Below are 25,526 nucleotides of genomic sequence, written 5' to 3'. Positions count from 1 at the left end.
AAAAGATTAACTTTAAGATAAAGTGAAAGGGGTGATACCTTAAGTGGAACACGTTTTGTTGACATTAATTCTGATAATACTGATAATAATTGGCGTTGCAGTTATATATTATTTGTACAAAAAGACTCAAGAGCTAAGGTTGGAAGCCGAGAAATTGAGCAAGGAAGCCAAGGAAGTTCTCCAGAATAACATAAAAGAAGCTGAGAGCAGAAAAAAGGAGATACTTCTCGAAGCCAAAGATGAATCCATAAGGTTAAAATCTGAGGCGGAAAGAGAAATAAAAGAAAGAAGAATAGAGGTAAACAGGCTCGAACAAAGACTCCTTCGCAAGGAAGAGAATCTTGAGAGAAAGCTTGAGAATCTCGAAAAAAAAGAGGAGCAGATCACTCAGAGAAAGCTCCAAATTGATGAATTAAAATCAAAGCTTGAGAATCTTGTACAGGAAAGATCTATTGAGATTGAGAGGATATCTGGGCTTACTTCTGATGAGGCAAGGAATATATTGCTGGCTGAGGTAGAGAAAGATCTTGATGTAGAGATTGCAAACAAGATAAAAGAAGCTCAGACAAAGATAAAAGAGGAATCTGAGAAAAAATCAAGGGAAATACTGTCATTGGCGATCCAGAGGTGCGCAGTCGACCACACCATGGAGTCTACTGTTTCTGTGGTAACCTTGCCTACCGACGATATGAAGGGAAGAATTATCGGTCGAGAGGGCAGAAATATACGTTCGTTTGAAGCTGAGACAGGAGTAGAGCTTATAATTGACGATACGCCTGAGGCGGTTACTATATCCAGCTTCGATCCAATCAGAAGAGAGATCGCAAGGAGATCTCTTGATAAGCTAATATTGGATGGCAGAATACACCCCGGGAGAATTGAAGAGACCGTAGAAAAATCCAGAAAAGAACTCGATCAGGAGATAAAAGAATATGGTGAAGCTGTCTGTCTTGAAATGGGGATACCGAATTTCCATCCAGAGATCGTAAAACTGATAGGCAGATTGAAATTTAGGACTAGCTACGGTCAAAACATATACCAGCACTCTATAGAGGTTGCCCACCTTGCAGGCATAATGGCCTCAGAGCTGGGACTTGACTCTACGCTATCCAAGAGGGGCGGGCTCTTACACGATATAGGCAAGGCTGTGGACTTTGAGATGGAGGGTTCGCATGCAATTATAGGAGCCGATCTTGCAAAAAAATATAAAGAGAATTCACTTGTGGTAAATATGATTGCAGCCCACCATGCCGAAGTTGAACCGACGAGCCTGGAGGCTGTTTTGGTTCAGGCTGCTGATGCTATTTCTGCATCAAGGCCAGGGGCAAGGAGAGAGTCCCTTGAGACCTATATAAAGAGACTGGAAAATCTTGAAAAGATCGCGCTTTCATTTGAAGGCATTGATAAGTGCTTTGCGATACAGGCAGGCAGGGAGATAAGGGTCATAGTAAAGCCCGATCAAGTTGACGATCTTATGACGCAAAAGCTTGCAAGGGATATGGCAAAAAGGATTGAGGAATCTCTTGACTATCCAGGAGAGATAAAGGTTTCTGTAGTAAGAGAGATCAGATCGGTAGAATATGCTAAATGAAAATCTTGTTCGTAGGCGATATTGTAGGCAGATCTGGAAGGCAGATACTGAAAGATGCCTTTAAAAACTTCGATCTTAGGTCGAAATATGACTTTATAATAGTAAATGCTGAAAATGCTGCTGGCGGATTTGGCATTACGAATAAGGTATTGGAAGAATTATTGCAGTTGGATATAGATTGCTTTACAATGGGCAACCATACCTTCGATAAGAGAGACGGTGAGCAGGTCCTATTGCACAATAAGGTTATAAGGCCTGCTAATTTGCCTCCTAACGTGGTAGGTTCTGGCTATGGTATTTTTAATTCAAAATTAGGCAATGTTGCGGTGATTAACCTCCTTGGCAGGGTATTTATGCAGCCTGTTGACTGTCCATTTAGGTCTTTTGACTCCTTATATTCAGAGATAAAAAAAGAATGCGATATCGTAATTGTCGACTTTCATGCTGAGGCCACTTCCGAAAAAAACGCTCTTGGCTGCTATTTGGATGGAAGGGCTAGCGCTGTGGTTGGCACGCATACCCATGTGCCGACTGCCGATTGCAAAATTCTCCCAAATAAAACCGCTTATGTTACCGATGTGGGCATGACTGGCTCAACTGCCGGGATTATTGGCTTTAAAAAAGACTCTATAATACAAAAATTTTTAACTTATATACCGAAAAAGTTTGAGGTAGAGGTGATCGACCCACAACTTCAAGCTGTTTGTATCGATGTAGACGAAAGAGGCAGGGCTAAATCAATCGAGAGGGTCTTTTATCCAGAAAAAATGTGTAGCGAAGGAGAAACCCTTATAAATGATTGAAGAAAAATCACTTTATAAGACAGTTAAGGACCCAAATGTTGCTCAGATTGATTCATCTAATACTATTTTTCACCGTTCGCCAGTAAACAATGTAAGGCTGGGTAAATTAAATATTAGGGGCAAGACTGCTAAGACCCCACTTTTTATGCCTGTAGCTACAAGAGGAACGGTAAGGGCTCTTACCCCATCTCAACTTAAAGAGATAGGCTTTGAGATGATACTTTCAAACACATATCACCTGCACGAGAGACCTGGCGAGGAAGTGATAGACAAGTTAGGGGGCCTTCACAAGTTTATGAATTGGGACGGCCTTATACTGACAGACTCTGGCGGGTATCAGGTCTTTAGCCTTTCAAGCCACAGAAAGATCAGCGATGAGGGCGTATTTTTTAGATCGGTTCTGGATGGAAAAGAGATTTATCTTACGCCTGAAAAGGTTCTTCACATACAGAAGAAACTAAATACCGATATAGCAATATTTTTAGACGAGTGTCCAGAATATCCTTGCAATGCAAGGAGAGAAGAAGAGTCGCTTATTAGGACTCTGAAGTTCGCCGAGCGATCTATTAAGGTAGAGAGAAATCCTGGGCAGCTCTTTTTTGGAGTTGTGCAGGGCGGTATGAACTTTAAGCTAAGGCAGGAGTGTGCTCAGGCACTGCTATCCCTTGGAGTAGACGGTCTGGCTATCGGAGGTCTTTCAATGGGAGAGGATCCATCACTGACCAGAGAGGTTCTTGCGGCTACTCTTGAGGTGATTCCAGAAGACAAGCCACGATATCTTATGGGTGCTGGATCGGGTATATTGACATATATAAAAATGGGCATAGATATGTTTGATTCTGTGTTTCCTACCAGACTTGCAAGGCATGCTAGCGCATTTTTGTATAATGGAGAGAGGATCAATATATCTAACAAGAGATTCAAGGAAGACGCATCTCCTTTGGATGAGGGTTGTGATTGTTACGCGTGTAGAAATTTTTCAAGGGCATATATAAGGCATCTGTTTCTCTGCGATGAAATACTTGGAAAAACATTGCTTAGCATCCACAATTTGACCGTTCTCTTCAAGACCGTGAACGCCTTGAATTCGTGAAATAGAGTTTTTGTTTTTGAAAATTAGTTTGAAAGGAGTTGGAAGGATTTGACATTTAAAAGATTGAGATGGGGCATTATCCTTATAGTATTAGCGGCTGCCGTTGCTATAAACTATCTTATGCCTCTTAAAGAGGGATTGGATTTGCAGGGTGGAATGGAAGTTGTTCTGGAGGCTCAGAACACTAATACTGTTACTGTGAACAAAGACGTAATGCAAGGGGTCAAGGCAGTTATTGAAAACAGGGTAAACGGACTTGGGGTATCAGAGCCTCTTATCCAATTGAAGGGGAACAACTCTATTCTCGTCCAGTTACCTGGCATTAAAGATTATCAAAATGCATTAAACGTTATAGGAAAAACTGCGTTTCTTGAGTTTAAAGAGCCAATTTATGATACTGTGACAGGGAAGATCACTGGCTGGAAAACAGCTCTAACTGGCGCCGATCTGCAAGATGCAAAAGTTGGATACGATACAAACAGTAGGCCTGTCGTAGATATTACATTTAATACTGAAGGCGCAAAGAAGTTTGCTGAGGTTACTGCAAACAATATAAATAAGCCTTTAGCGATATTTCTTGACAACAACGAGATATCTTCTCCTGTAGTAAAAGAGGCTATTACAGGTGGAAAAGCTCAGATATCTGGCAACTTTACACTTCAAAGCGCAAAGGAGCTCGCAATTCAAATAAAAGCTGGTGCCTTGCCTGTTCCTGTAAAACTTGTGGAACAAAGGGTGGTAGGTCCTACGCTTGGAAAAGACGCAGTAGACTCTGGCTGGAAAGCTGGATTTATAGGACTCTTGCTTGTCGCTATCTTTATGATCTTGTATTACCGACTACCAGGCTTGATTGCCGATTTTGCGCTGCTTTTGTATGGCATAATTGTACTTGGCATATTTAAGTTCATACCTGTTACTTTAACACTACCAGGCATTGCAGGTTTTATTCTATCTATTGGTATGGCGGTAGACGCAAATATATTGATATTTGAGAGGTTGAAGGAAGAGCTTAGAAAGGGCATACCATTGATCTCTGCAATGGATTTGGGTTTCAAAAGAGCACTGCCAGCAATTATAGATTCCAATGCCAGTACTCTTATTACGACTGCTGTATTGTTTACATGGGGATCTAGCATAATAAAGGGCTTCGCAGTTACTCTTGCTTTTGGTGTCATTATAAGCTTTTTTACGGCCGTTATAATCTCAAGGGCACTGATGGACCTTGTGGTCCATACTGGATTTTTTAAAAAGCCAGCTTTTTATGGGGCAAAGGTAGGTATAAACGCTTCAATTACAGATGAAGTGCCAGATGAGCCAGGCTCTCCTGTTCCTGAGATCTCAAAGCCCATATCAGAAAAAAATAAACCGTCTTCTGTTGTAGAAGAGCCCATTGGAGATAAAAATGAAGAGATAGAAAAAAAGCCAGAGAAGGCTATCACCTCCAGGAAAGACAGAAGAGCTAAAAGGAGGAAGAAATAGTGAATATAATCGGGCTTAGAAAATGGTTTTATGGATTGTCTTTGTTAATAATCTTGCCAGGGGTAATGTCTCTTATTATGTTTGGCCTTAGGCCTTCAATTGATTTTACTGGTGGCACTATGATACAAATGAGACCAGAGAATCCTGTTAGTATTGATAAGCTAAGATCTGTATTGGATTCAAACAATCTTAAAGATACGACGATTCAACAGTCTGGCAATTCGTTTATTGTTAGAACAAAGCCGCTAAATATCGAGGAACAGAGAACGCTTGTTTCAAGCTTGCAAACCCAACTGGGCAAAATTAGCTTCGATAAGATAGATATGATAGGACCTACAGTATCTGCTGAGCTTGTCAGACAGGCAATCATATTAGTTTTAGTAGCATCTTTCTTGATAATTTTGTATCTATCCTTTAGATACAAGCCTGTATTTGCTATATGCGGGGTAATAGCACTGTTACACGACGTATTGGTCATAACGGGTCTATTTTCAATATTTGGCGTGATTTTCCACGCTGAAGTCGACTCGCTCTTTGTTACGGCTGTTTTGAGCACTATAGGTTATTCTATGCACGACTCTATCATCATTTTTGACAGAATAAGAGAAAATATGAAGTTTATAAAAAAGCATGAATTTGAAGAAATTGCGAATTTCAGCACACTTCAAACTATTTCAAGATCTATAAATACCTCTTTTACCGTTGTGTTAGTTTTGCTTTCACTTCTTATTTTCGGAAGTCCTGTCATAAAGTGGTTTATAGTAGCCCTTCTGATCGGCATTATTAGCGGAACATATTCATCTATATTTAACGCTACTGCACTTGTCGTAGACTGGACTAATTTCAGAAAAAGAAGAAAAGAGAGATCCAAATAATATAAAAAGGACACAGGTTTTATTGTTTAAAAAAGAAGAACATTTTGCATATTCGGCGGCATTTTTGACTCTTGTTAGCGCAATAATCAGGATTTATGCTGGTTTTTTGACATCATCGCTAGCTATTACTGCCGAGGGATTTCATGCCATAACGGATGTGGGACTTAGCTTTGCGGCTGGAGTTGCCTGTATTGGGGCAAGAAAGCCTGCTGACAGATCCCATCCTTATGGTCATGGAAGAATAGAGGATTTATTCGTATTGCTGGAGGCTCTTGTCCTTTTGGCCCTTGCAGCCTTTATTCTTTATGAGGCAGTTTCAAGGGTCGATAAGCCCACATTTAAGATGGAGCCGCTTTCAATGGCTTTTTATGGATTTACTCTTGTTTTGGTATTCGCAGGTTCTATATTTGAAAAATTCGGCGCAAAGTCCTTTGATTCGAACGTCTTAAGGGCTGATTCGATTCACCTTATGGCCGACGTAGTTGTAGGCTTTGCTGTTTTGATGGGTCTATTTATACAGGAAGTATTTTCTTTGCACTTTTTGGATGCCCTTATGTCAATTTTGATATCTTTCTGGATATTGAAAACATCTCTTTCTCTGGGCTATAAATCAGTGTCATCAATAATGGAAACAAGAGTTATAGAGGTCGAGTCATATCTGAAGTCCCAGTGTACGCACATACCAGGCTTATTGTCTGTACACAACGTTAGAACAAGGATGGCAGGCAACGAAGTCTATCTGGACCTTCATCTGGTCTTTCCTGCTTGTTTTACACTTTACCAGGCAAACAGGTGCGCTGAGCAATTGGTTTCATGTTTGAAAAATAAATTTCCCAATCTTGACATAGTTTTCAGATTAGATTCTTGTATTGAAGAGAATTCTACCTGCACAAATAATTGTCAAAGACTTAACCTGGCGTGTCCTATGGATAATGACTCAAAAAAGCTAAGAAATAAGTGTCCATTGATAAAATAAGACATATTATCTTTTAAGAATATTAACAATTGTAATTTATAAAAAATATTGATAAATGAGGTGCAATTTGAATTGCAAAAAATTGAGTTCTTGTCGGATATTAGAATATGATTAAGTTTTGTTTTTAATTATATTTTAATCTATTTTACATAAGCTAAAAATATGGAAAAGATTATATTTTGTGATTTCGATGGAACTATAACGAAAAAGGACACTGTGGACGACTTTTTTAAGAGATTTGCCGTGCCAGAATGGGAAGAAATAGAGCTAATCTGGCAGAATGGCTCTATTGGATCTGATGAGTGTTTGGAAAGGCAGCTTGCCTGTGTAAAGGGCATTACTTTAGAAAAAATTTATAATTTTCTTGAGTCGGTAGAAGTAGACGAAAGTTTTATAGAGTTTTATGAGTTTACAAAAAGCAGTGGAATTGACCTGATTGTTTTAAGCGATGGGTTTGATCTATTTATAGACTACATATTTAAAAAACTAAAGCTAAATATAAGGTTTTTTTCAAATTCTTTAGGTTTTAATGATGGGAAATTGTCCATAGGCTTTCCATATAGGGATGAGTCCTGCAAGGTAGCATCAGGAGTCTGTAAGTGTAGGATCGTAGAGAAGTATTCGAAAGAAAAATTTATATACTATATAGGCAATGGGAGATCTGATTTCTGTCCTTCGGGCATGGCTGATTTTGTATTTTCAAAGGATCAGCTTACAAAGTTTTCTCACCAAAAGGGTTATAATTTTTATAATTTCGATAAATTTTCTGAAATTAAAGCATTTATTGCCAATGAATTGTTGGCGAGTGAATCTATTGCTAAAATAAGAGCGTCAATATAGCTTTAAGAATTAGGTAATATTATAAGTTTTTATCTTTTTTTATCTTTATATATATTTTGAGGCAGTCAACTTTAGGAGGAAAATTAATGACAGATCAAGAGCTTTACAAATTAGAAAGAGATTTTTGTTCCTTTGGGGATACAGTTCACTATGTAAAAGAGCCTAAGATTTTTCGCAGTGCAGAGGGATCTTTTATGTACGATTCTGCAAACACCACATTTTTAGATCTTCAAATGTGGTATAGCGCATGTAATTTCGGATATAAAAATAAAAAGATTAATGATGCCTTGATAGATCAGATGGACACATTGCCACAGGTAACCTCTCAATATCTTAGCGAGCCAAAGATCCTTTTGTCAAAGGAGATATCTCTTGCTATGCAAGAAAAATTTAACAAAAGGGGCAGGGTTCATTTTAACGTCGGCGGATCGCAGGCTACTGAGGACGCGCTAAAGCTTGTGAGAAATTATACAGGCAAGAGCTTGATGTTTGCCTTTATGGGGGGATACCACGGTAGAACTCTTGGCGCTTCTGCAATCACATCGAGCTACAGGTACAGGAGGAGGTTTGGGCATTTTTCTGATAGGGCTTATTTTCATCCATACCCATACTGTTTTAGGTGCTTCTACGGGAAGAAGTTAGAGACTTGTGATTTTTACTGTCTGAAGATGTTCGAAAAGCTATTTGAGACAGAATACAATAGCGTTTGGGATTCCAAGGTTTCAGAGTGCGAATACGCAGCATTTTTTATTGAACCAATCCAGGGCACGGGCGGATATGTCATACCTCCAATGGGATACTTTGAAAAGCTCTCCAAGGTATTGAGAGAGAGAAAGATACTTATAGTAGATGATGAAATTCAGATGGGCTTTTACAGAACTGGCAAGATGTGGGCTGCCGAACACTTTGGCTTGTCTCCTGATGTCCTTACATTTGGTAAGTCTTTGACGAACGGCATGAATCCCCTTTCTGGACTTTGGGCGAAGGAAGAGATTATCAGCCCTGATATGTTCCCACCAGGCTCTACTCATTCGACGTTTGCCTCAAATGTCTTGGGAGCAAGGGCTGGCCTTGAGGTTATGGGTCTTATGAAAGAGGAGCATTTTGAGAGCGAAGTGAACAGAAAGGGAAAGGTCTTTCTTGAAGGCTTAGAATACCTAAAGAAAAAATATAAAGTGATTGGACACGTGGAAGGGCTTGGCCTTGCGTTGAGGATCGAGGTCTGCGAGGATGACTCTTTTACACCGAACAAGGCTCTAACCGATACCATTCTTGAAGAGGGCTTGAAAGGCAATTTGGAATACAAGGGAAAGAAATATGGCCTTATATTAGACATCGGGGGATATTACAAAAACGTCTTTACACTTGCGCCCTCATTGTATATTACAGATGAAGAGATTGATCTTGCTATAGGGCTTTTGGATCAGCTTTTTTCCAAATTTTCGGTATAAAAATTGATTAAAGATATAGAATTAAAATCTGGCAATAGAAGGGCTGTTATATTGTTCCATGGCATGACAGGAACCCCTCTTGAGCTTTCAAGGTTTGCAAAGTATCTTTTTTCTCTAAAATTTGACGTTTTTGTTCCTTGTTTGCCTGGTCATTGCAGCAAGCCGTCAGCCCTTGATAAGGTTGTGTGGCAAGATTGGTCTTATTTTGCACAAGATAAGTATAAGACGATATCAAACGAATATGATGAGGTTTTTATAAGTGGAATATGTCTGGGTGCGCTGCTTTGTCTTGAAATTTGTAGAAAATTTCCCGTTAAAGCGCAGGCATTGCTTTCGCCGACCCTTGCGATAGATGGATGGAATCTCCCGTGGTACAAATTTTTGCTTCCGCTTGCATTTGTCCCTCCATTTATATGGTTTTATTCCTATACAGAGGCTGAGCCATACGGGATAAAAAACGAATCTGTTAGGCGACAGGTTCTAAGGATTATGCAAAATAAATCTTCTGGAGTGTATGAGAGCTATAGCGCTATTTCAATTAGAGAGCTTTTAAGACTTTCAAAGAACATAAGACCTTATTTGAAAGAAATTGAAACCCCAACTATAATCTTACATTCTAAACAGGATGACCTTTGTGATATAAAAAATGCAAAAGACCTTTTTAGCAAGCTGTCCTCGAAGGATAAGAAATTTATCGAGTTACACGATTCATATCATATGGTAACCCTTGACAACGAAAGAGATATGGTGTTTAAAGAGAGTAGTGATTTTTTTCTAAAATATTCAGAGGTGGTGAATGGGAAAGACGGTCAAGTTTAATGCCAAATACTTTCAAATAGTTGTACTGTTTATTTACACTGTTGTCATCATTTTTGGTATTTTGCCCGATAGTGGCCAAATGGGTAGATATCTGAGAATTATATCGGGTCAATTTGGCGTTGCATTCTTTCTATTTTTAACGCTTTTTTTAATCGATCTAAAACTAAGCACAAGCATAAAGACCTTTTTTACCGAGCTTGGCTTGTCTTTGTTCATCTCTCTTTGTTCTGTTTTTTTATTGGGTTTGTACGATATAGGTTTTACAATATGGCCTACGAATACAAGCCCAATACCTGTAATTTCAGCTAAATTCGTCCCCTTCTTGAAATTCTTTTTCGGAGTGCAGGGGGCTACAACTTTCTTGGTGCTCTTTTTATTCTTTTTCCTTTTGCTAAAAATTTATTATTATAATAAAAAATGGCCTTCATTAAAGCCATCCTTACCGCCTTTCTTAAAAAAAAACGATCAAATAGGTAAAAAAAAAGATTTAAATAAAAGATCGCTTGAAACTAAAATCAACTCAGCAGTAGAACCTGAGTTTAAAAATCGCTCGGTAGGGCAGAAAAAGCCTGATGACTTTAGCTATGAAAAGGGCTCTGTTCAAGGTCAAAATTCAAATGTTTCTGAAAAAATTTATAAGCTGCCCAATCCATCTCTTTTTAAACCGCCCATACAGACAAAATCTACCCTTGACCACTCTAAGGTAAAAGAGAAATTGATAAAGGTATTTTCTGACTTTGGCATAGAAGTGAAGGTAGTAAGCTTTTATGAGGGACCCACTCTGCTTTTTTATGAGATCTCCCTCCCGCCTGGCACCAAGCTCCAAAGGGTAATCTCTCTTGCTGATGAGGTGGCTCTGGGTCTGGCTACAAGCTCTGTAAGGATTGATGGTCCAATTCCTGGCAGGGGGACTCTGGGAATAGAGATACCAAAGAGCAAGAGATCTGCAGTAAGGCTATCTGAGATATTGATGGACAAATCTGTAAAGGAAAACCCCTCAAAACTCTTGGTAGCGCTTGGCAAAGACGTGCTGGGAAACAGTGTGGTTGCAGATATATTCGATCTATCACATACGCTCATTGCAGGGGCTACAGGCGCAGGAAAATCAGTTTGTGTAAATTCAATATTAATGAGCCTTCTTGCAAGAAATACGCCAAAGGACCTCGAACTTCTTCTGATAGATCCAAAAAGGGTGGAGTTATCTTTGTATGAGGGCATACCGCATCTTAGGACGCCCATTATCGTGAACGCAAAGGACGCAGCCAAGCTTCTTAAGGTATACGCTTTAAATGAGATGGAGAAGAGATATGATCTTTTTGCGAAAAAGGGAGTCAGAAACCTTCAAACCTTTAACGAAAAATTTCCTGAAGAGAAGATGCCATATATCATCATAATAATAGATGAGTTTGCCGATTTGATGAAGCTTGCTTCACAAGAGGTGGAAGAGGTCGTCTTCCGTTTGGCACAGATGGCAAGGGCTACAGGCATATATTTGATACTCGCTACACAAAGGCCTTCGGTAGACGTTATAACGGGCACCATAAAGGCGAATATACCATCAAGGATTGCTTTTGCGGTTTCAAGTTTTGTGGATTCAAGGACAATTCTTGACTTTGGCGGAGCCGAGAGGCTACTGGGTAGAGGCGATATGCTGTACTATCCGCAGGGAGTCTTGAAACCCGTTAGGGTACAGGGCTGTTTGGTAGACGATGACGAGATAAAGGCTCTGGTGGAGCATTGGCGACAATACCCATCATTGCACAAGACTCCCCTTGAGATAAAAAATAACAACGACGAGGACGAGGTCGAACTTGATGAGCTATTTGATGAGGCAAGGGAGATAATTGTATCTACAAAAAGGGCTTCTACCACATATCTTCAGACAAGGCTCAAGATCGGTTTTTCCCGAGCTGCCAGAATAATGGATCAGCTCGAAAAGAGAGGCATAGTGTCGGCCCCAAAAGGAAATTCTGGAACAAGGGACGTGATTGCCGATAAATAATATGCTCAATCAAATAGAACCATCCGAGTTAATCGAGCTGTTTGCAAAATTTCCACCGTATGATTTTCGCGTTAGAAACAATAACGGCGTTATACTCTTTGAAACTATTTTTAACATTCTTACGACTGCTGATGAATCTATCGCTAAAAAATTGAGAGCCTTAGAAAATTTTCCAATATTAAGTGGTTTTTTTAAGCCATTCGCAACCTTTGTGGGGACTACTCTGTCAGAATATCTTGTACTGCCCGATATTGACACAGATTTGTTTATAGATTCTATATTTGAAGGGTGGAATACTGAATATCTCATAGCAAAGGACATACCAAAAAATTCACCCCTCCTTTCAGCAAGAGAAAATGCTTACTCTGATAGGCTAATAGACTCTCTTGAAAAAAGAGGCTTCGTAACTATAGCTGGACAGGCCTTGGCATATAGGCTTATAGACTTTGAGAGTATTGATGAATATCTGATGAAGTTTTCACAGAAGAGAAGATATGACTTTAGAAGAAAATTAAAGAAAAAGCCAGATTTGAAGCTTGAAATAGAGGATTCTGGAGAATCATTTGATGAGCCAAGGTTGGCTGAATATTATCAAATGTATGAGAACGTTTACAATAAGAGCTATGTTCACTTTGACAAGTTGACTCCTGATTTCTTCAGCGGGCTTTTGAGAAGTAAGACCTTAGGCGCAAAAATTTTCTCATACTATGCAAAGACTACCAATGAACTTATAGGGTATAAGATATGCTTTCAGGGTGAAGATATGCTTATTGACAAGATTGCAGGGTTCAAATATCCCCAGGCGCTCGATATGAGCGTATATTTTGTGAGTTGGTTTGATAATCTTCAATATTGTCTTGATAACAAGCTAAAAAAATTTGTAATAGGGTGGACCAATCCTGAGGTTAAGGCTTATTTGGGAGCTGATTTTAACTTTACTCTCCACTGCGTCTATCCGAGGAACCCTTTGATCAGAAAGGCTCTAAAATATCTTGCAAGGTATTTCGAATCTGATAAAAACGAATTTGAAAAGTTTATGAATAAAAAATCCTGACACAATGACTTTGACAATCCTAAGCTTTCAAATGATAATAAATAGTGCAGTCGTCTTAACAAAAAGGAGTGATAAAGATTAATAATAAAAAGTTAAAATTGAAAAAGCTTATTGACAGCCTTCAAGAATCTGATGTGGACAAGGCAGAGAGTTATCTGACCTTTTTACTGTATAAGAAAAATCTGCTTAAAGATGATCTGGTGAAGCTTTCTGATGAAGCAACTTATACAAAGGAAGATGACATTATTGATGACGTTCTTGAGAAGAAATAAAACATAAAATTTTAGGAGTGCATCTTGCAAAAAACTTTCTGTTTACTAATTACTGGTCTGCCCTGTTCTGGAAAGACTACTCTGGGAAAGACTTTGTATGAAAATCTTTCTTCCAAGGGAATTGAGGTGGAGCTTTTCGACGGGGATAGAGTGAGAGAGTCTATCTCTAAGGATTTGGATTTCTCAAGGTCTTCAAGGATAGAAAATATAATCAGAGTTGCAAATAGAGCGCGAGACCTTATGGATAGAGGATCGTCATGTATACTTTCTATGGTAGCTCCTTATTCTGAGGCAAGGTTGAAGGCACAAGAGATTATCGGGGATGGCTTTGTCGAGATATATCTTGACGTATCGCTGGAGGTTTGTGAAAAAAGAGACGTAAAGGGGATGTACAAAAGAGCAAGAAAGGGAGAAATAAAGAATTTTACAGGGGTTGATGACGTATATGAAGAGCCTATTAATCCTGATATCAGGATTAGAACAGACATTTTGGATGTAAAGGAGTGCTTTAAGGAGATAGAAGGCTTTTTGACAAGAAAATTTCTAATGCCTACAGGTGTAGCTGAGTATTAGCTTTTGATTAAATGTTCTACTGCAGCAAGTAGATCTACAAAATCCCCATTTTCTGCGTCTATTTTTAAGCCTATAATGCCTGCATTCTTTGCCGTTTGCATATCGCTATCGGTATCGCCTATAAAATATTTTGGCACGTTTATATCTACTTCATCCCTTTCTAACTCGAGAAGTGCCTGAAAGATCATGCCTGGTTTTGGCTTTCTGCAATCGCAATTGTCTAAGATATCATGAGGACAGAAAAATATTTTATCAATCTTAGCGCCTGATTTTAATAGCTCGGCCTGCATAAAGCTGTGAATCTCTTCAAGGTCGTTTTCAGTCATCAGACCCCTTGCTATGCCTCTTTGGTTGGTAATCAGAACCGTAATAAATTTTTCTTCATTGAGCAGCCTTATCGCCTTCTTTGCATTTTTTATGAACTTGAAGGCAAGTTTATCCGTAACATATCCATCTATAATTCTCTCGTTTATCGTGCCGTCTCTGTCAAGAAAGGCTATACCTCTTGGGTTATTTAAAATTTTCAACTTCTCCTCTCTTTCAAATTTGCTTTTAGAGTGTCGATATATATAATAATTATACTATTGTACAAAATAGCCTTAAGGAGAAGCTAATGGAAAAATCTCTTGTAACGATTGCTATGCCTGCTTACAATCACGAAAAATTTGTGCAGGAAGCCATAAAAAGCGTTATAGATCAAAATTACGACAATATTGAATTTATTATTATAAATGACTGTTCGACAGATAATACACACAGCAAGATATGCGAAATGATAGATATTTGTAAGAGCAGATTTGTTAGATTTGAGTACATAAACTCGGATAAAAATAACGGCATAACAAAGACATTAAGTAAGTGTCTAAATTGGGCTCAAGGCAGGTATTTTTCTTTAATGGCTTCAGATGACATTATTTTTTTAGACAAGATAAGTTTGCTTGTTAATGAGCTTGAAAGCCTGCCCGATAACTATGCAATTGTTTTTGGGGATGCGACATATATCGACGATCAGGGATTGGCTATGAGGGTACGAACGGGCTCTATTGAGTCAGATAGAGTAATGGAAGTTCTTGCCTCCGACAGGGATGATTTTAACTATCTAGATGAAGATGAGTTTGGAACCTACAAAACTCTTTTTAGAGGATATCTACCCACTCCATCCTGGCTTGCTAAGACTGAGTACATCTTAGATGTTGGAGGATTCAATGAAGCCTATTTTATAGAAGATATGCCTCTCTGGATAGCCCTTTCGAAAAAGTATAGGTTTAAGTTTTTCAATCAATCGGTTGCAGGCTATAGGGTTCATTTTAGAAATACTTCTTCCTCATTCCATATTAAGATGCTTATAGATTTGATTAAACTATTGGAAAGCGAGAGAGATTATTGTATTCAAAACAATTTATATGATTTTTGGAAAAAGATGATGCTTCTTTGGTTAAAAGAAATTTTGAAAAAAGAAAGTATATCTCCTGAACAGAAAAAAAATGTAATTGATATCTTAAGAGAAATTAAAACTAAAACATAGGGGGAAAGATGAATTTAGGCAATGCTAAGACAAATCTTTTGTTTTCTGAAAGCGATAAAAAAAAGAAATACAGTGTGAGCGAGCAGATTATTGACAATGGGCTATTTCATAAGTTGCTGCTCGATCAGGTTAGGCCTGAAAGCGTTGTTCTGGAAGTGGGATCCTTAGAAAGCGATTTGGGCAGATACCTAAGTTCTAAAAAAAGATGCAGGGTTTATGGAATTGATGCTCGCGAAGAGTCTATGAAAAAGGCAAGAGAGTCAAATTCTTATGAAGGCTTGTTTATGGCCAATTTAAATAGAAGAGATAACGTTGGGTGGCAGGATTTTGAAAAATTGGATATAAAATTTGATCACATCTTGATGGCCGACGTCTTTTGTCAACTAACACAGCCTGAGGAAGTTTTGAGGGCTTTTTTGAATAAAATGGATTCTGAGTCTAATATTTTATTGAGTTTGCCAAATATAACAAACCTGGACGTCATCTTAAATCTTTTTTACGGGAAATTTAATTACAATGAATATGGCATCCTGGATGACAATAACCTTAATTTCTTTTCAAGAAGATCCTTTGCAAAATGGGTACAGTTCCTAAATAAAGAATTTCTTGAAGACTGTAATCTGGACATATATTGGTTGGGCTTTACTCGCTTTCCTGAAAATGAATTTTTATCTCTATTTAAGGAGAAGCATAATGTGCTTTATAATCTTTTCTCTACCCAGGAGTCTCTCTCACTCCAGAACTGTTTTAAACTTTATAAAATGGGCGATCCAGTTAATCTAAAAAGAATAATAGAATCCCCTGATAGCCTTGACCTGATTAATGAGAGACTAAAGAAAATTAGTGAATATAAGTCATTTGTAGACAGCTTGACAGGTGAAAAGGAAGAAGTAGAAAAGCTTTGCCTTGATATTTCAGATCTTCTTGACCAATTGGCTCTCAGTGCTAAAAAAGAAATGAAGGGCGATGGTTATGTTCAAGACTAACCATAATTTAAAAAACTTTTTGAGAGAAGAAGTTTTAAAAAATAAAAATAATATAAGAGATGCTCTGATGATAGATGTTCCAGAGGATATGGGCAATGAAATGTCGTCAGGTTCTGTTCAATTTATAGAAACCTCAGATTACGAAAGCTCTGTTAGCAAATTTAATTTACCCAATAACTCATTTGGAAATATAATAATTTCAGATACAATCCACACATTGACTGACCCAGCTATAGTTCTCATTGATTGCGTGAACATTCTAAAACCAGGTGGCAATATAAGACTCATTTTTCAGGACGTCTCTTCAAGGAATCTTTTAGAGAGGACAATAAGGGGCGATATGCTTTACAAATCTGTCTTTAACGGTAGGAATTATGTTAGATTCTTCACTAAGTTGTCCTTTTTTGAGTGGATAAAAAAAATTAACGATTCCCTTGGGTCATCAAAGCTTGAAGTTATTAGCGTGGATAGTTTTCAATCAATCACATCGGGCGACAGCTTTTTCGATGTGTGTCCTGTTAGCGATGATGAATATTATTTTGTCCACCTAAAAAAACAAGGCCTGTGTCAGAACCTTTACTCGCTCATATTAGATCGGTTGGCCATTAATGAAGATAGGATAAATCGTTTAGAGGATTACTTTTCAGAGTTGATTGCCAGAGAGCAGGATCTCAAAGATAATATTTTAGCCATAAGCAAGAGCAACGAATCTGTGAAAGAAAAAATAGTTGAACTTTATAACAGCTCAGTTACTTCATTTGAGAAGCTAAAAGTTCATCTGTCTTCTGTGAACAATTTTGAAGAGCTAAAGGGTGTTGTAAAAAAATTTAAAGAGGAGCAAAAAGGATGATAAAGATTTTAGGCGTTGTAAGTGATCACACAGGCTGCCCTTATTACAGAATGAAGCTTCCTTCAAAGTTTATAGAGAGATATTTTTCCGATTCAATCGAATTTAATATTACCGATGAGATGAACGAGAGTTTGATGAGAGAGCATGATTTTATAATAATTCAAAAAACGCCATATCCTGAAAGGCTGGAGGAATTTAGATACATAAAAAAATTGAGAAAGAAGTTAATGCTGGAGTTTGATGACTTTTATCACGACGTGCCAGCTTTTAATCCTTCAAGAACTTATTGGCTCAACAGATACAAATATTATAAGAAAAGGCCTATAGATTTTTTTGAGGATATGCTTAGAACGGTAGACAAGGTGATAGTTTCTACAAGATTCTTGAGAGATTTTTATAAAAACTTTAATGAAAATATTGTGGTTAACCCAAATAATCTCGATCCTGATATATTTTTGAAGATTACACCAGCTAAGCAATTGGGTATTGAAGATATAAATATATGTTGGTTCGGATCTTCCTCTCATGTGGGTGACTTTGACATAGTAGGAGATGTGCTTAAAGAAATTGTCTTAAAATACGACAATGTCAAGGTTCACATTGGAGGGGATCTCCAGACATATATAAATTTGCAGGTAAAAGACGAGAAGAAGAGCTTCCATCATTGGTTGCCGTTTGATATTTACCCCTTTCAGTACTCAAAATTTCAAATTGCAGTTGCGCCTATATTGGAACATCCATTCAATAGAGCAAGGTCTTCTCTAAAATATTATGAGTATGGCTGTTCAAACCTTGCAGGAGTTTATGACAGGCTGGATCCATATGAATTGGAAGTCGAGGACAGAAAATGTGGCATTCTTGTAAAGGGGAGAGATCAATGGTTCGATGCAATATGTGAGCTTATTGAGAATGCTGATCTTAGGGCAAATATTGCTAAAAATGCAAGAGATGATGTTCTTAAAAATCATATTTGGTCTAAGGTAAAAGCAGAAAAATACTTGAAAGATGTTGTAGGCATTGACGAAGAAGACATACTGCATCCGAAGAAAACTTTTCAAAAAATAGAATATTTTCCTAAGAAAGACGATGTATTAAGCATTTTTTATTTTTACTATCCTGTAGACGAGTCTCTAATCGAAGACGAGATAAAACTCCTGGAAGAGTTTACGAAAGACTTAAACGCAGAGCTAAACATTTTAAAAATGCCAGAAAAAATACAAAATGTCTACTCTTTCATTGAGAGCAATCTAAAAGGAGAACATTTTGCTATTGTTACCCCGATTTTCCTGCCATATGAATCCGATTTCGATGTGTTTAAGGCCCTGATTAGAGAGTTAGAGGAAAATGACTTAGATGTTATTTCGCCAACTTTGCTGGATATGACAGGTAAGATCCTGTCCTGTGGCCTGGCTTTCAAGGAGATGGACTCTCTTACGGGGCCTGTGGCGCCTGGATATTTCCTTGCTGAGTCGCCTCCCGTATTTGTAGATAGTGTTGCCCAGGTTATGAGCGCTTTGCCCTTTAAATTTCTTGTTGGCAAAAGGAGTTTTATTGAAAAGATAAATGGCGTTGAGACTGGGAATTATGAAAACTGTGAGTATGCATTCATTGAAACCCTTCTTAAAAAAAGAGAGAGCCTCTGGGTAGGAGTCTCAAAAAAATGTAAGGTGACCTATGCATTTTCAGAGAGCATCTCACAGCAGCTTCACGCATATCGCGTAGGTATGGAGAAAGACGATCAAAGGAAGCTTTTCTCAAGAGTAGAGATCCTGCCGGATTTCTACATACATTCAAAATGGTATGTTCCTAATCAGTGGGATACAAGAATATATAAATATGGTTTGACAAATAAGGATAGGGTTTTAGAGATGAGCAGCTTTGAGAGAGGACAAAAAGTTTTATCGCCATATTTTAAAGACGACATTCAATCTGATTTTATAGGCATTGGCGTTTTTAAAGAAGAAGAAAACGATCTAAGAGATCTGCACAAAACACTTAGTTGGCAGCAGTTTCCTGTATTCCAGGTAGTAGAATTTCTTGATTCACAAAGTTTTTTAGACAATTTGAGTTCGTCAAAAGAGGAATATTTTGTCGTTACAGATAAAGATGCCCGGTTTCACCCGTGGTTTTTGTCTTATATCTATGGAGTTGCAAAAGAACAGGGTGTACAGTTAATTACTGTAGACTACATTTTTGAAGATGAGCCCATCTGTACCCCTGGGCTCTCAGTTGAATTTTTAGAGAGCTATAACTATATAGGCAAAACCTTTGTGGTAGAAAAGAGACTGCTAATGCAGGTCCTGGAGGAGAGAATTTCAGATATGCCAGATCTGGACAGCTTATTTGACGAGCTTTTGGAATCAGATTTACAAGAGATAGAAAATGAGATAATAGAAAAACTCCAGGGGCCATCTGCTGATTTTCACTATGACCTCTTGCTTAGAATTTCTGAAAAGAATCCCACAACCTTTAGAATCCCTATGCATTTGGTTAGGTCTAAAGCGTCCAAAAACCTTGAGGAGGAAAGGGTAGCATTAATTGATCACCTAAAAAGAGTTGGATTTGAATATGACAGAATTGAGACCATAGGAGACTGCTTTAGGATCTATCCGAAAGTAAAAGAAGAGACAACTGAAGTTTTCATCGTGGGAGAGAGTGCAGATGATGAAGTCATAAATTATCTTTCAAGAGACTTTCAGGTTATAAGGGTCTTAAATTTTAAGGAGTTAAATGAAGCTGTTAAGAAGTCAAAATCTGAAAATATGCTAATAGTCAAGAGCTCGATAAGAAGAATTGATAAAGAGGCTGTCACGGGTTTAACCTCATACCTTGCAAAGGATGGCGTAGGCATAACTTCTTTAAAGGCGCTCTACAGTCAGAATAACCTGGTTATGGGCCTGGGACTTATAGTCTCAAAGAACATCGTTACTTATGCTATGCACTACTCTCAAATCGATGAAGAGGGATTTGCTAAGAGGGGGGTAGTCGTAAACAACTTTATATCCCCAATACAAGAGATCTTTGCGATGAAGAGGGAGTTTTTTCTTGAATTAAATGGTATTTCGGACGCCCCATTTTCCCAGTTTGAACTTGCCCTAAAGGCATTGAACCTGGGTAAGAGAACAGTAATTATACCGGATCTTGTGGCATATTTCGAAGAGCCCTTTAAATCAGACTCTTCGGCATTTAAGAGAAAATCTGTAAGCAAGGAACTTTCAAGGATTCTTACCAGGTATAAGAAATTTATAGTAAGCGATGCAGATATATTTTTTAACCCTATGATAAATTCCTCTTTTAATGATTTTGATTATTAAAAATTTTTAAATTTTTTCCGATATACTATGTAGAGTCTAAAATTTAGAAAGGAGGTCGAATTTCTACATTTAGTTATTAATTTTTGTAATACAGGGAAGAAAAAATTTAAAACACGGAGGTTTTAAAAAATGGCACTTTATATTAACACGAACGTTTCTGCTATGCAGGCAAACTACAATCTTACACAGACAAGCAATGCAATGAGCTCAAGCCTTGAGAAGCTCTCTACAGGTCTCAGGATCAACAGCGCTGCAGATGACCCGGCTGGGTTGACAATCTCTAACACGCTTCAGGCTCAGATTAAAGGTTTGGGTCAGGCAGTTCAGAATTCAAATGACGGCATAAATATGATCCAGACAGCTGCTGGTGCACTTACTGAGGTTACAAACCTTATCCAGTCAATGAGAACCCTTGCGGTTAGCGCATCAAACACTGCAGTGAACGATGCGTCTTCAAGACAGGCTGATCAATATCAGATTAACTCAGCAATATCGTCTTTGAAAAACATTGCTGCAACTACAGCTTTTGGTAATGTCAAGCTATTAAACGGCAATTTTGGATACAATACTCAGATTACCACGCCAAATGACATAACGAGTATGGGAATTGCAGCAAGCGCTACAAATGTAAGCTATATTGGCAACGTTTCAATGGAAATTAAGCAACAGGCCACTCAAGCATATATGACGGGCGCATTCCAAACCAGCGCTCTTGCTTCTGGAACTGGAGGAACAGTTACCTTTTCTCTTAATACTCTTGATTCGGCGGGCAATATTACAAACACACAGGCTATTACTGCAACCATCGGCAGTGCCGATGGAAGTGCAGCAGCAGCACTTGACATTGCTAACGCAATCAACCAATTTAGTGGAACCACTAACGTGTTTGCTGCAATTAGTACCGCTTCTGCAGGTACTATAGACTTAGGTTCAGTTCAATATGGGAATGAATTAAGCTTTTCTGTATCTCCAGTTACATTAAGTAGTGGTGTAAGCGCGATCGGTGGCGCAGTAGGAACTGCTGGATTGGCTGCAACGGCAGGTCAAAACCTTGTGGTGTATTTGAATGTAGGCTCGGGTGCAGCAAACGCAGGAGATGTTATTACTGCTAATTACATTGCTGGTAACAGCAGTGGCACATCAGGCCAATTCGTTATAGCGGATACTGCATCGACAAATAAATTTAATGGTTTCTACGCAAATCTTGCAGTGACTCAGTCTTCGAGTGGAACAGGCGCAAGTGGGACAGTTGGTGTCGCTAGTGGAGCTTCTGCTGAATTAACTGCTTCTTTTGCAACTACTGCTAATCCGAACTGGACGACTGCACAGGGCGTACTTAACAATGCAACTGGTGTTAACATAGGCGTTCTCGCAAAGAACAGCGCCACCTTCCAGATAGGCGCAAATGCTGGTCAGCTTGTGAGCCAGGTAATAAACAACCTCACTCCTGACGCGCTTGGATTTAGCGCAGGCCTTGGACAAAGCGTTTCTCAGATAAACGTCCAGACTCTTTCTGGAGCACAGAATGCAATACAGGTCCTGGATGCTGCCAACTCTGAGGTCTCGGTTATAGCCTCCAGCCTTGGCGCATTCCAGACAAACACCTTACAGTCAAACGTTAACTCCCTTTCAGTAGCACAAAATAATCTCTCTGCATCCAACGCTGCAATCCAGGATACAAATATGGCTTCTGAGATGACAAACTTTACACAACTTCAAATATTGATGAAGTCTGGCATAGCGATGCTCTCACAGGCAAACCAGATCCCATCCAGTCTTTTGACACTATTGCAATAATTTTTCGCCCGGGGGAAACCCCGGGCTTTTATATCTTTTATGTAAATAAATTTTTACATAAAAGATATAAAAATCAAATATAAGTTAGGGAGGAATTAAGATGGCAGTTAACAGTCAAATTAGCACGGTTGCGCCAAATAGCAATCCGTCCACGGTTGTGTTGGCAAGGGCTCAATCCAACCAGATAGTGAATGTGGCTGTCAATAATACTTCAAACGCTAAATCAAATAACATTTCTATTGATCTGTCAGGTATTAACTCCAGCCAAACTGCTGACAATCTGGCATTAAATAACGCTTCAAATACTAAGACAAATAGTGCTATAAGTTCAAACATTTTAAAAAAGATAGTAGAGAGTCTTAACAACCTATCTGATAATTTAGATATAGGAACCAAATTTGAGGCATTTGAAAAGATGAAGGGAGTATATTATATTAGGACATATAACACTAAGACAAATGAAACCATCAGCGAATTCCCTCCTACACAATACCTCAACATGATTGCTAATTTTATAAATGGCACTGGAAATTTAGTGGATAGGAAGGTATAAAGAGATGTCTACAGTTAATTCTACCTCTTCTTCAAACGTAAGCTCACTTTTGAGCAATACGAGTTTGGGCAGCGCATCAATCACCGGTTTGGCTTCAGGAATTGATACAACTGCTCTTGTGAACGCTATGACCCAGCAGGACGAGGGAACACTAAACCAACTGCAGTCACAGCAGACTACTCTTCAGAATAAGATATCGGCATGGAACGGCTTAGAGAGTCTTTTTACTCAACTTCAAACTGACGCGACCTCTCTTGCCAACCAGAACAATGTATTGTCTGCTACTACTACGAGCTCAAATACAAATGTCCTTACTGCAACCTCATCGGGCGCTACGCAACCTGGCTCATACGTTCTAAATGTTACCCAGCTTGCCACGGCCCAAAGCTCAAGGTCTCAGAGCTTTTCGTCAGCAAGCGCTACTATCGGTCAAGGGACATTTACTATTACACCAAGCGCCTCTGGTTCTACCCCTCTCACGATAAATATCACCTCTTCCAATAACACCCTGCAGGGTTTGGCAGATGCTATAAATGGCACATCGGGCTCTCCTGTATCAGCAAACATTATCAGCAATACAAACGGGACATTTTTAACGCTGACTTCCAACCAGACAGGGGTAGCAAACGGTTTTACCGTCACGGATAACGTGACCAATGGCGGAACTGTGGTTAGTTTTTCTGGAGCAACAAGTTCTACTGACTATACTCAAGGTACTACGCTTACCACTGCTCAGGATGCACAGGTGCAACTGGGAACAACTAACCCGCTGACTATTGATAGCAGTTCAAATACCGTTACCAGCCTTGTGCCTGGCCTTTCGATAAACCTGGTGGGTGCTGGTCAATCTACTTTGAACGTAAATTACAGCGATTCAAATACAAAGACGCTAATAAACAACTTTGTCACAGACTACAACAACATAATAGCTTTTAGAAATCAATATGCATCATACAACACTACTACTCAGACAGCAGGCGTTCTATTTGGAGATCCGAGCTTTAACAACTTTATGAATCAGTTGACTGGCGCTGTATCTTCTGCCGCCACAGGAAACATATCGCAGGGAAATCCTGCTTCAATCGCAGATTTGGGGATTACAATCTCTACCGACCCTTCTACTATGGGTCAGCTTAGTTTTAACTCATCTACCTTTGACAAGGCATTTAGCTCTAACCCTCAGGCAGTGGCTAACTCTATGATGGGCTTGGGTACTACAAATAACCCCAATGCAACCGTAATAGGCTATGCTTCACAGACAAAGGGCGGGACATATACAGTTAACGTTACCGGTTGGGATTCGAATGGCAATGCGCTTGCTACCATAAACGGTCAGAGCGTAACTGGGCAGGGTAACGTGATAAACGGTTTAACTGGCACGGCTGCTGATGGATTGGGTATAAACGTAAACTCTGGGTTTACGGGCAGTTTTCAGGTGACTATGAACAAGGGAATATTTCAGAACGTATTGGATGCCCTGACGCCAATTACTCAGCCTTATGGGCAGGTATCTTCTGTGATTACCAACCTTACAAACAACAATACGGCGTTGCAAAGTCAGATAACTCAACAGACTTCCTTTGTACAACAGAGAAGGAATCTGTATCTCCAACAGTTCGCCCAAATGGAGTCTACTCTTGCCAGCCTTGATTTACAGAATATGTGGCTGGGATATCAAACGTCAGCCATGTCTGGCTCAAGCTCTCTTTCGGGGAGTCTTTCTTCTGCTGGCGGCCTGAGCTCAGCTACAGGATCGAGCGGTACTTCAAGCTCATCAGGTTCGTCAAGTTCTTCGAGTTCATCATAATTGGTAATTTAGGAGGAAAAGATGACACCTTATGGTACACAGGTATATAAATCAAATGAGTTAGAGACGTCTCCACCCTGGAAGATTATAATTATGTCGTATGAGGCAATTATAAAAAATTTAAAGATTGCCAAAGAGGCGATAAAGAATAAAGATCTATTCATAAAGAGCAGGAGCATATCAAAATCTCAGATGATAATATTGACTTTGTTATCCATGCTCGATCAAAGTCAGGACAAAGATATTGTGGGATCTCTTACATCGCTATATTTTTACTATACCAAGGAGCTTACAATTGCTAACGCAGAAAATTCTGTTGAAAGAATAGATAACGTTATTAAGCTTGTGTCCTCCCTTAGAAGCACATGGGAAGAGGCATTTTCAAAGATGGGGCTTTTGGTAAAGTGAGCGAGGATAAGCTTCTTGAGAGGTTTAAAAAGCTTCTTCTTCAGGAAAGAGAGCTATTGATAGAGAAAAAGATAAGCGATGTCGATGAGCTTATAAAAGAAAAAAGTTTGGTAATCAGAGAGCTGGATGAAATAAAGACCAAATCTGGTAAGTTTAAACCAGAGTCTATCGAGGCACTAAACGAGTTAAAAAGGATTCAGGGTGAAAACATAGACATATTAAACAAAGAGATTGAAAGAGTAAAGCAAGATCTTAAGGAATTAAGATTCGATGAAGACTCAAAGAGAGAATACCTCCAAACAAATTTAGTCCCCGAAAAAAAGAAAAATCTATTGGACCAAAATACTTAAAATAAAGACAGCGAATGTTTTATGGTCATTAACCCGCAAATCTGAGCGCATTATACGGCCTTGGATAAAATAATTTGTTCTAAAAGTTAAGCTTCTTTGTGATATAAT

At 38.8% G+C, this 25,526-nt stretch carries 23 protein-coding genes; 22 read left to right on the top strand and 1 reads right to left on the bottom strand.

Going from position 1 to position 25,526, the window contains the following annotated elements; translation table 11 throughout:
- The first annotated feature begins 43 nt into the window (after positions 1 to 43).
- The 13 genes from rny to cysC all read left to right on the top strand — a co-directional run bounded on the left by rny (position 44) and on the right by cysC (position 13,828).
- Positions 44 to 1,591 (top strand): ribonuclease Y, encoded by a 1,548-nt coding sequence (rny, locus tag V4762_RS06790; protein ID WP_347315031.1) that lies wholly within the window; start codon positions 44 to 46, stop codon positions 1,589 to 1,591.
- Positions 1,588 to 2,394 carry a TIGR00282 family metallophosphoesterase gene (locus tag V4762_RS06785; RefSeq protein ID WP_347315030.1) on the top strand — a complete coding sequence of 269 codons (807 nt, stop codon included), beginning with the start codon at positions 1,588 to 1,590 and terminating at the stop codon, positions 2,392 to 2,394. Before rny ends, V4762_RS06785 begins: the two co-directional genes overlap by 4 nt.
- On the top strand, positions 2,387 to 3,487 hold the full coding sequence (gene tgt, locus V4762_RS06780) for a tRNA guanosine(34) transglycosylase Tgt (protein WP_347315029.1): 1,101 nt from the start codon (positions 2,387 to 2,389) through the stop codon (positions 3,485 to 3,487). Before V4762_RS06785 ends, tgt begins: the two co-directional genes overlap by 8 nt.
- 48 nt (positions 3,488 to 3,535) lie before the next feature.
- Positions 3,536 to 4,966, top strand: coding sequence for a protein translocase subunit SecD (gene secD, locus V4762_RS06775; protein WP_347315028.1), 1,431 nt, complete (start codon positions 3,536 to 3,538; stop codon positions 4,964 to 4,966).
- Positions 4,966 to 5,841: a protein translocase subunit SecF gene (secF, locus tag V4762_RS06770; RefSeq protein WP_347315027.1), complete on the top strand. Its 876-nt coding sequence runs from the start codon at positions 4,966 to 4,968 to the stop codon at positions 5,839 to 5,841. Before secD ends, secF begins: the two co-directional genes overlap by 1 nt.
- 22 nt (positions 5,842 to 5,863) lie before the next feature.
- Positions 5,864 to 6,817, top strand: coding sequence for a cation diffusion facilitator family transporter (locus V4762_RS06765; protein WP_347315026.1), 954 nt, complete (start codon positions 5,864 to 5,866; stop codon positions 6,815 to 6,817).
- Between the two features lie 162 nt (positions 6,818 to 6,979).
- Positions 6,980 to 7,657, top strand: coding sequence for an MtnX-like HAD-IB family phosphatase (locus tag V4762_RS06760; RefSeq protein WP_347315025.1), 678 nt, complete (start codon positions 6,980 to 6,982; stop codon positions 7,655 to 7,657).
- A gap of 86 nt (positions 7,658 to 7,743) precedes the next feature.
- A complete protein-coding gene (locus tag V4762_RS06755) occupies positions 7,744 to 9,108 on the top strand; it encodes an aspartate aminotransferase family protein (protein ID WP_347315024.1) in 1,365 nt (454 codons plus the stop codon).
- Positions 9,109 to 9,111: 3 nt separating this feature from the next.
- Positions 9,112 to 9,927, top strand: coding sequence for an alpha/beta hydrolase (locus tag V4762_RS06750; RefSeq protein WP_347315023.1), 816 nt, complete (start codon positions 9,112 to 9,114; stop codon positions 9,925 to 9,927).
- Positions 9,905 to 11,929 carry a DNA translocase FtsK gene (locus V4762_RS06745; RefSeq protein ID WP_347315022.1) on the top strand — a complete coding sequence of 675 codons (2,025 nt, stop codon included), beginning with the start codon at positions 9,905 to 9,907 and terminating at the stop codon, positions 11,927 to 11,929. Before V4762_RS06750 ends, V4762_RS06745 begins: the two co-directional genes overlap by 23 nt.
- Positions 11,916 to 12,983 (top strand): peptidogalycan biosysnthesis protein, encoded by a 1,068-nt coding sequence (locus tag V4762_RS06740; RefSeq protein ID WP_347315021.1) that lies wholly within the window; start codon positions 11,916 to 11,918, stop codon positions 12,981 to 12,983. The genes V4762_RS06745 and V4762_RS06740 overlap by 14 nt, the downstream gene beginning before the upstream one ends.
- A gap of 98 nt (positions 12,984 to 13,081) precedes the next feature.
- Positions 13,082 to 13,255 (top strand): hypothetical protein, encoded by a 174-nt coding sequence (locus tag V4762_RS06735; protein WP_347315020.1) that lies wholly within the window; start codon positions 13,082 to 13,084, stop codon positions 13,253 to 13,255.
- Between the two features lie 24 nt (positions 13,256 to 13,279).
- Complete coding sequence (cysC, locus tag V4762_RS06730) at positions 13,280 to 13,828, top strand: adenylyl-sulfate kinase (protein WP_347315019.1); 549 nt, start codon at positions 13,280 to 13,282, stop codon at positions 13,826 to 13,828.
- Here the strand turns inward: cysC and V4762_RS06725 are convergent.
- Positions 13,825 to 14,355 carry a D-glycero-alpha-D-manno-heptose-1,7-bisphosphate 7-phosphatase gene (locus V4762_RS06725; RefSeq protein ID WP_347315018.1) on the bottom strand — a complete coding sequence of 177 codons (531 nt, stop codon included), beginning with the start codon at positions 14,353 to 14,355 and terminating at the stop codon, positions 13,825 to 13,827. The genes cysC and V4762_RS06725 overlap by 4 nt on opposite strands.
- Before the next feature lie 86 nt (positions 14,356 to 14,441).
- Between V4762_RS06725 and V4762_RS06720 the strand changes: the two genes are divergently transcribed.
- From V4762_RS06720 to V4762_RS06680, 9 genes are all read left to right on the top strand, one after another.
- The gene (locus tag V4762_RS06720) at positions 14,442 to 15,353 is read left to right on the top strand and encodes a glycosyltransferase family 2 protein (RefSeq protein ID WP_347315017.1); all 912 of its coding nucleotides are present in this window, start codon (positions 14,442 to 14,444) and stop codon (positions 15,351 to 15,353) included.
- 8 nt (positions 15,354 to 15,361) lie between these two features.
- On the top strand, positions 15,362 to 16,339 hold the full coding sequence (locus tag V4762_RS06715; RefSeq protein WP_347315016.1) for a class I SAM-dependent methyltransferase: 978 nt from the start codon (positions 15,362 to 15,364) through the stop codon (positions 16,337 to 16,339).
- Positions 16,326 to 17,189: a methyltransferase domain-containing protein gene (locus V4762_RS06710; RefSeq protein ID WP_347315015.1), complete on the top strand. Its 864-nt coding sequence runs from the start codon at positions 16,326 to 16,328 to the stop codon at positions 17,187 to 17,189. Before V4762_RS06715 ends, V4762_RS06710 begins: the two co-directional genes overlap by 14 nt.
- Positions 17,186 to 20,503: a glycosyltransferase gene (locus V4762_RS06705; RefSeq protein WP_347315014.1), complete on the top strand. Its 3,318-nt coding sequence runs from the start codon at positions 17,186 to 17,188 to the stop codon at positions 20,501 to 20,503. The genes V4762_RS06710 and V4762_RS06705 overlap by 4 nt, the downstream gene beginning before the upstream one ends.
- Positions 20,504 to 20,632: 129 nt before the next feature.
- A complete protein-coding gene (locus V4762_RS06700; RefSeq protein ID WP_347315013.1) occupies positions 20,633 to 22,300 on the top strand; it encodes a flagellin N-terminal helical domain-containing protein in 1,668 nt (555 codons plus the stop codon).
- Positions 22,301 to 22,400: 100 nt separating this feature from the next.
- A complete protein-coding gene (locus tag V4762_RS06695) occupies positions 22,401 to 22,853 on the top strand; it encodes a flagellar protein FlaG (RefSeq protein WP_347315012.1) in 453 nt (150 codons plus the stop codon).
- Positions 22,854 to 22,857: 4 nt separating this feature from the next.
- Positions 22,858 to 24,660: a flagellar filament capping protein FliD gene (fliD, locus tag V4762_RS06690; protein ID WP_347315011.1), complete on the top strand. Its 1,803-nt coding sequence runs from the start codon at positions 22,858 to 22,860 to the stop codon at positions 24,658 to 24,660.
- Between the two features lie 21 nt (positions 24,661 to 24,681).
- Positions 24,682 to 25,068, top strand: coding sequence for a flagellar export chaperone FliS (fliS, locus tag V4762_RS06685; protein WP_347315010.1), 387 nt, complete (start codon positions 24,682 to 24,684; stop codon positions 25,066 to 25,068).
- Positions 25,065 to 25,418, top strand: coding sequence for a hypothetical protein (locus tag V4762_RS06680; protein ID WP_347315009.1), 354 nt, complete (start codon positions 25,065 to 25,067; stop codon positions 25,416 to 25,418). Before fliS ends, V4762_RS06680 begins: the two co-directional genes overlap by 4 nt.
- Positions 25,419 to 25,526 lie beyond the last annotated feature (108 nt).

The organism is Thermodesulfobium sp. 4217-1 (assembly GCF_039822205.1).
In the GTDB taxonomy this organism is placed as follows: domain Bacteria; phylum Thermodesulfobiota; class Thermodesulfobiia; order Thermodesulfobiales; family Thermodesulfobiaceae; genus Thermodesulfobium.
Note: the sequence above shows the minus strand (reverse complement) of the source record. Positions and strands in the feature narration are given on the sequence as shown.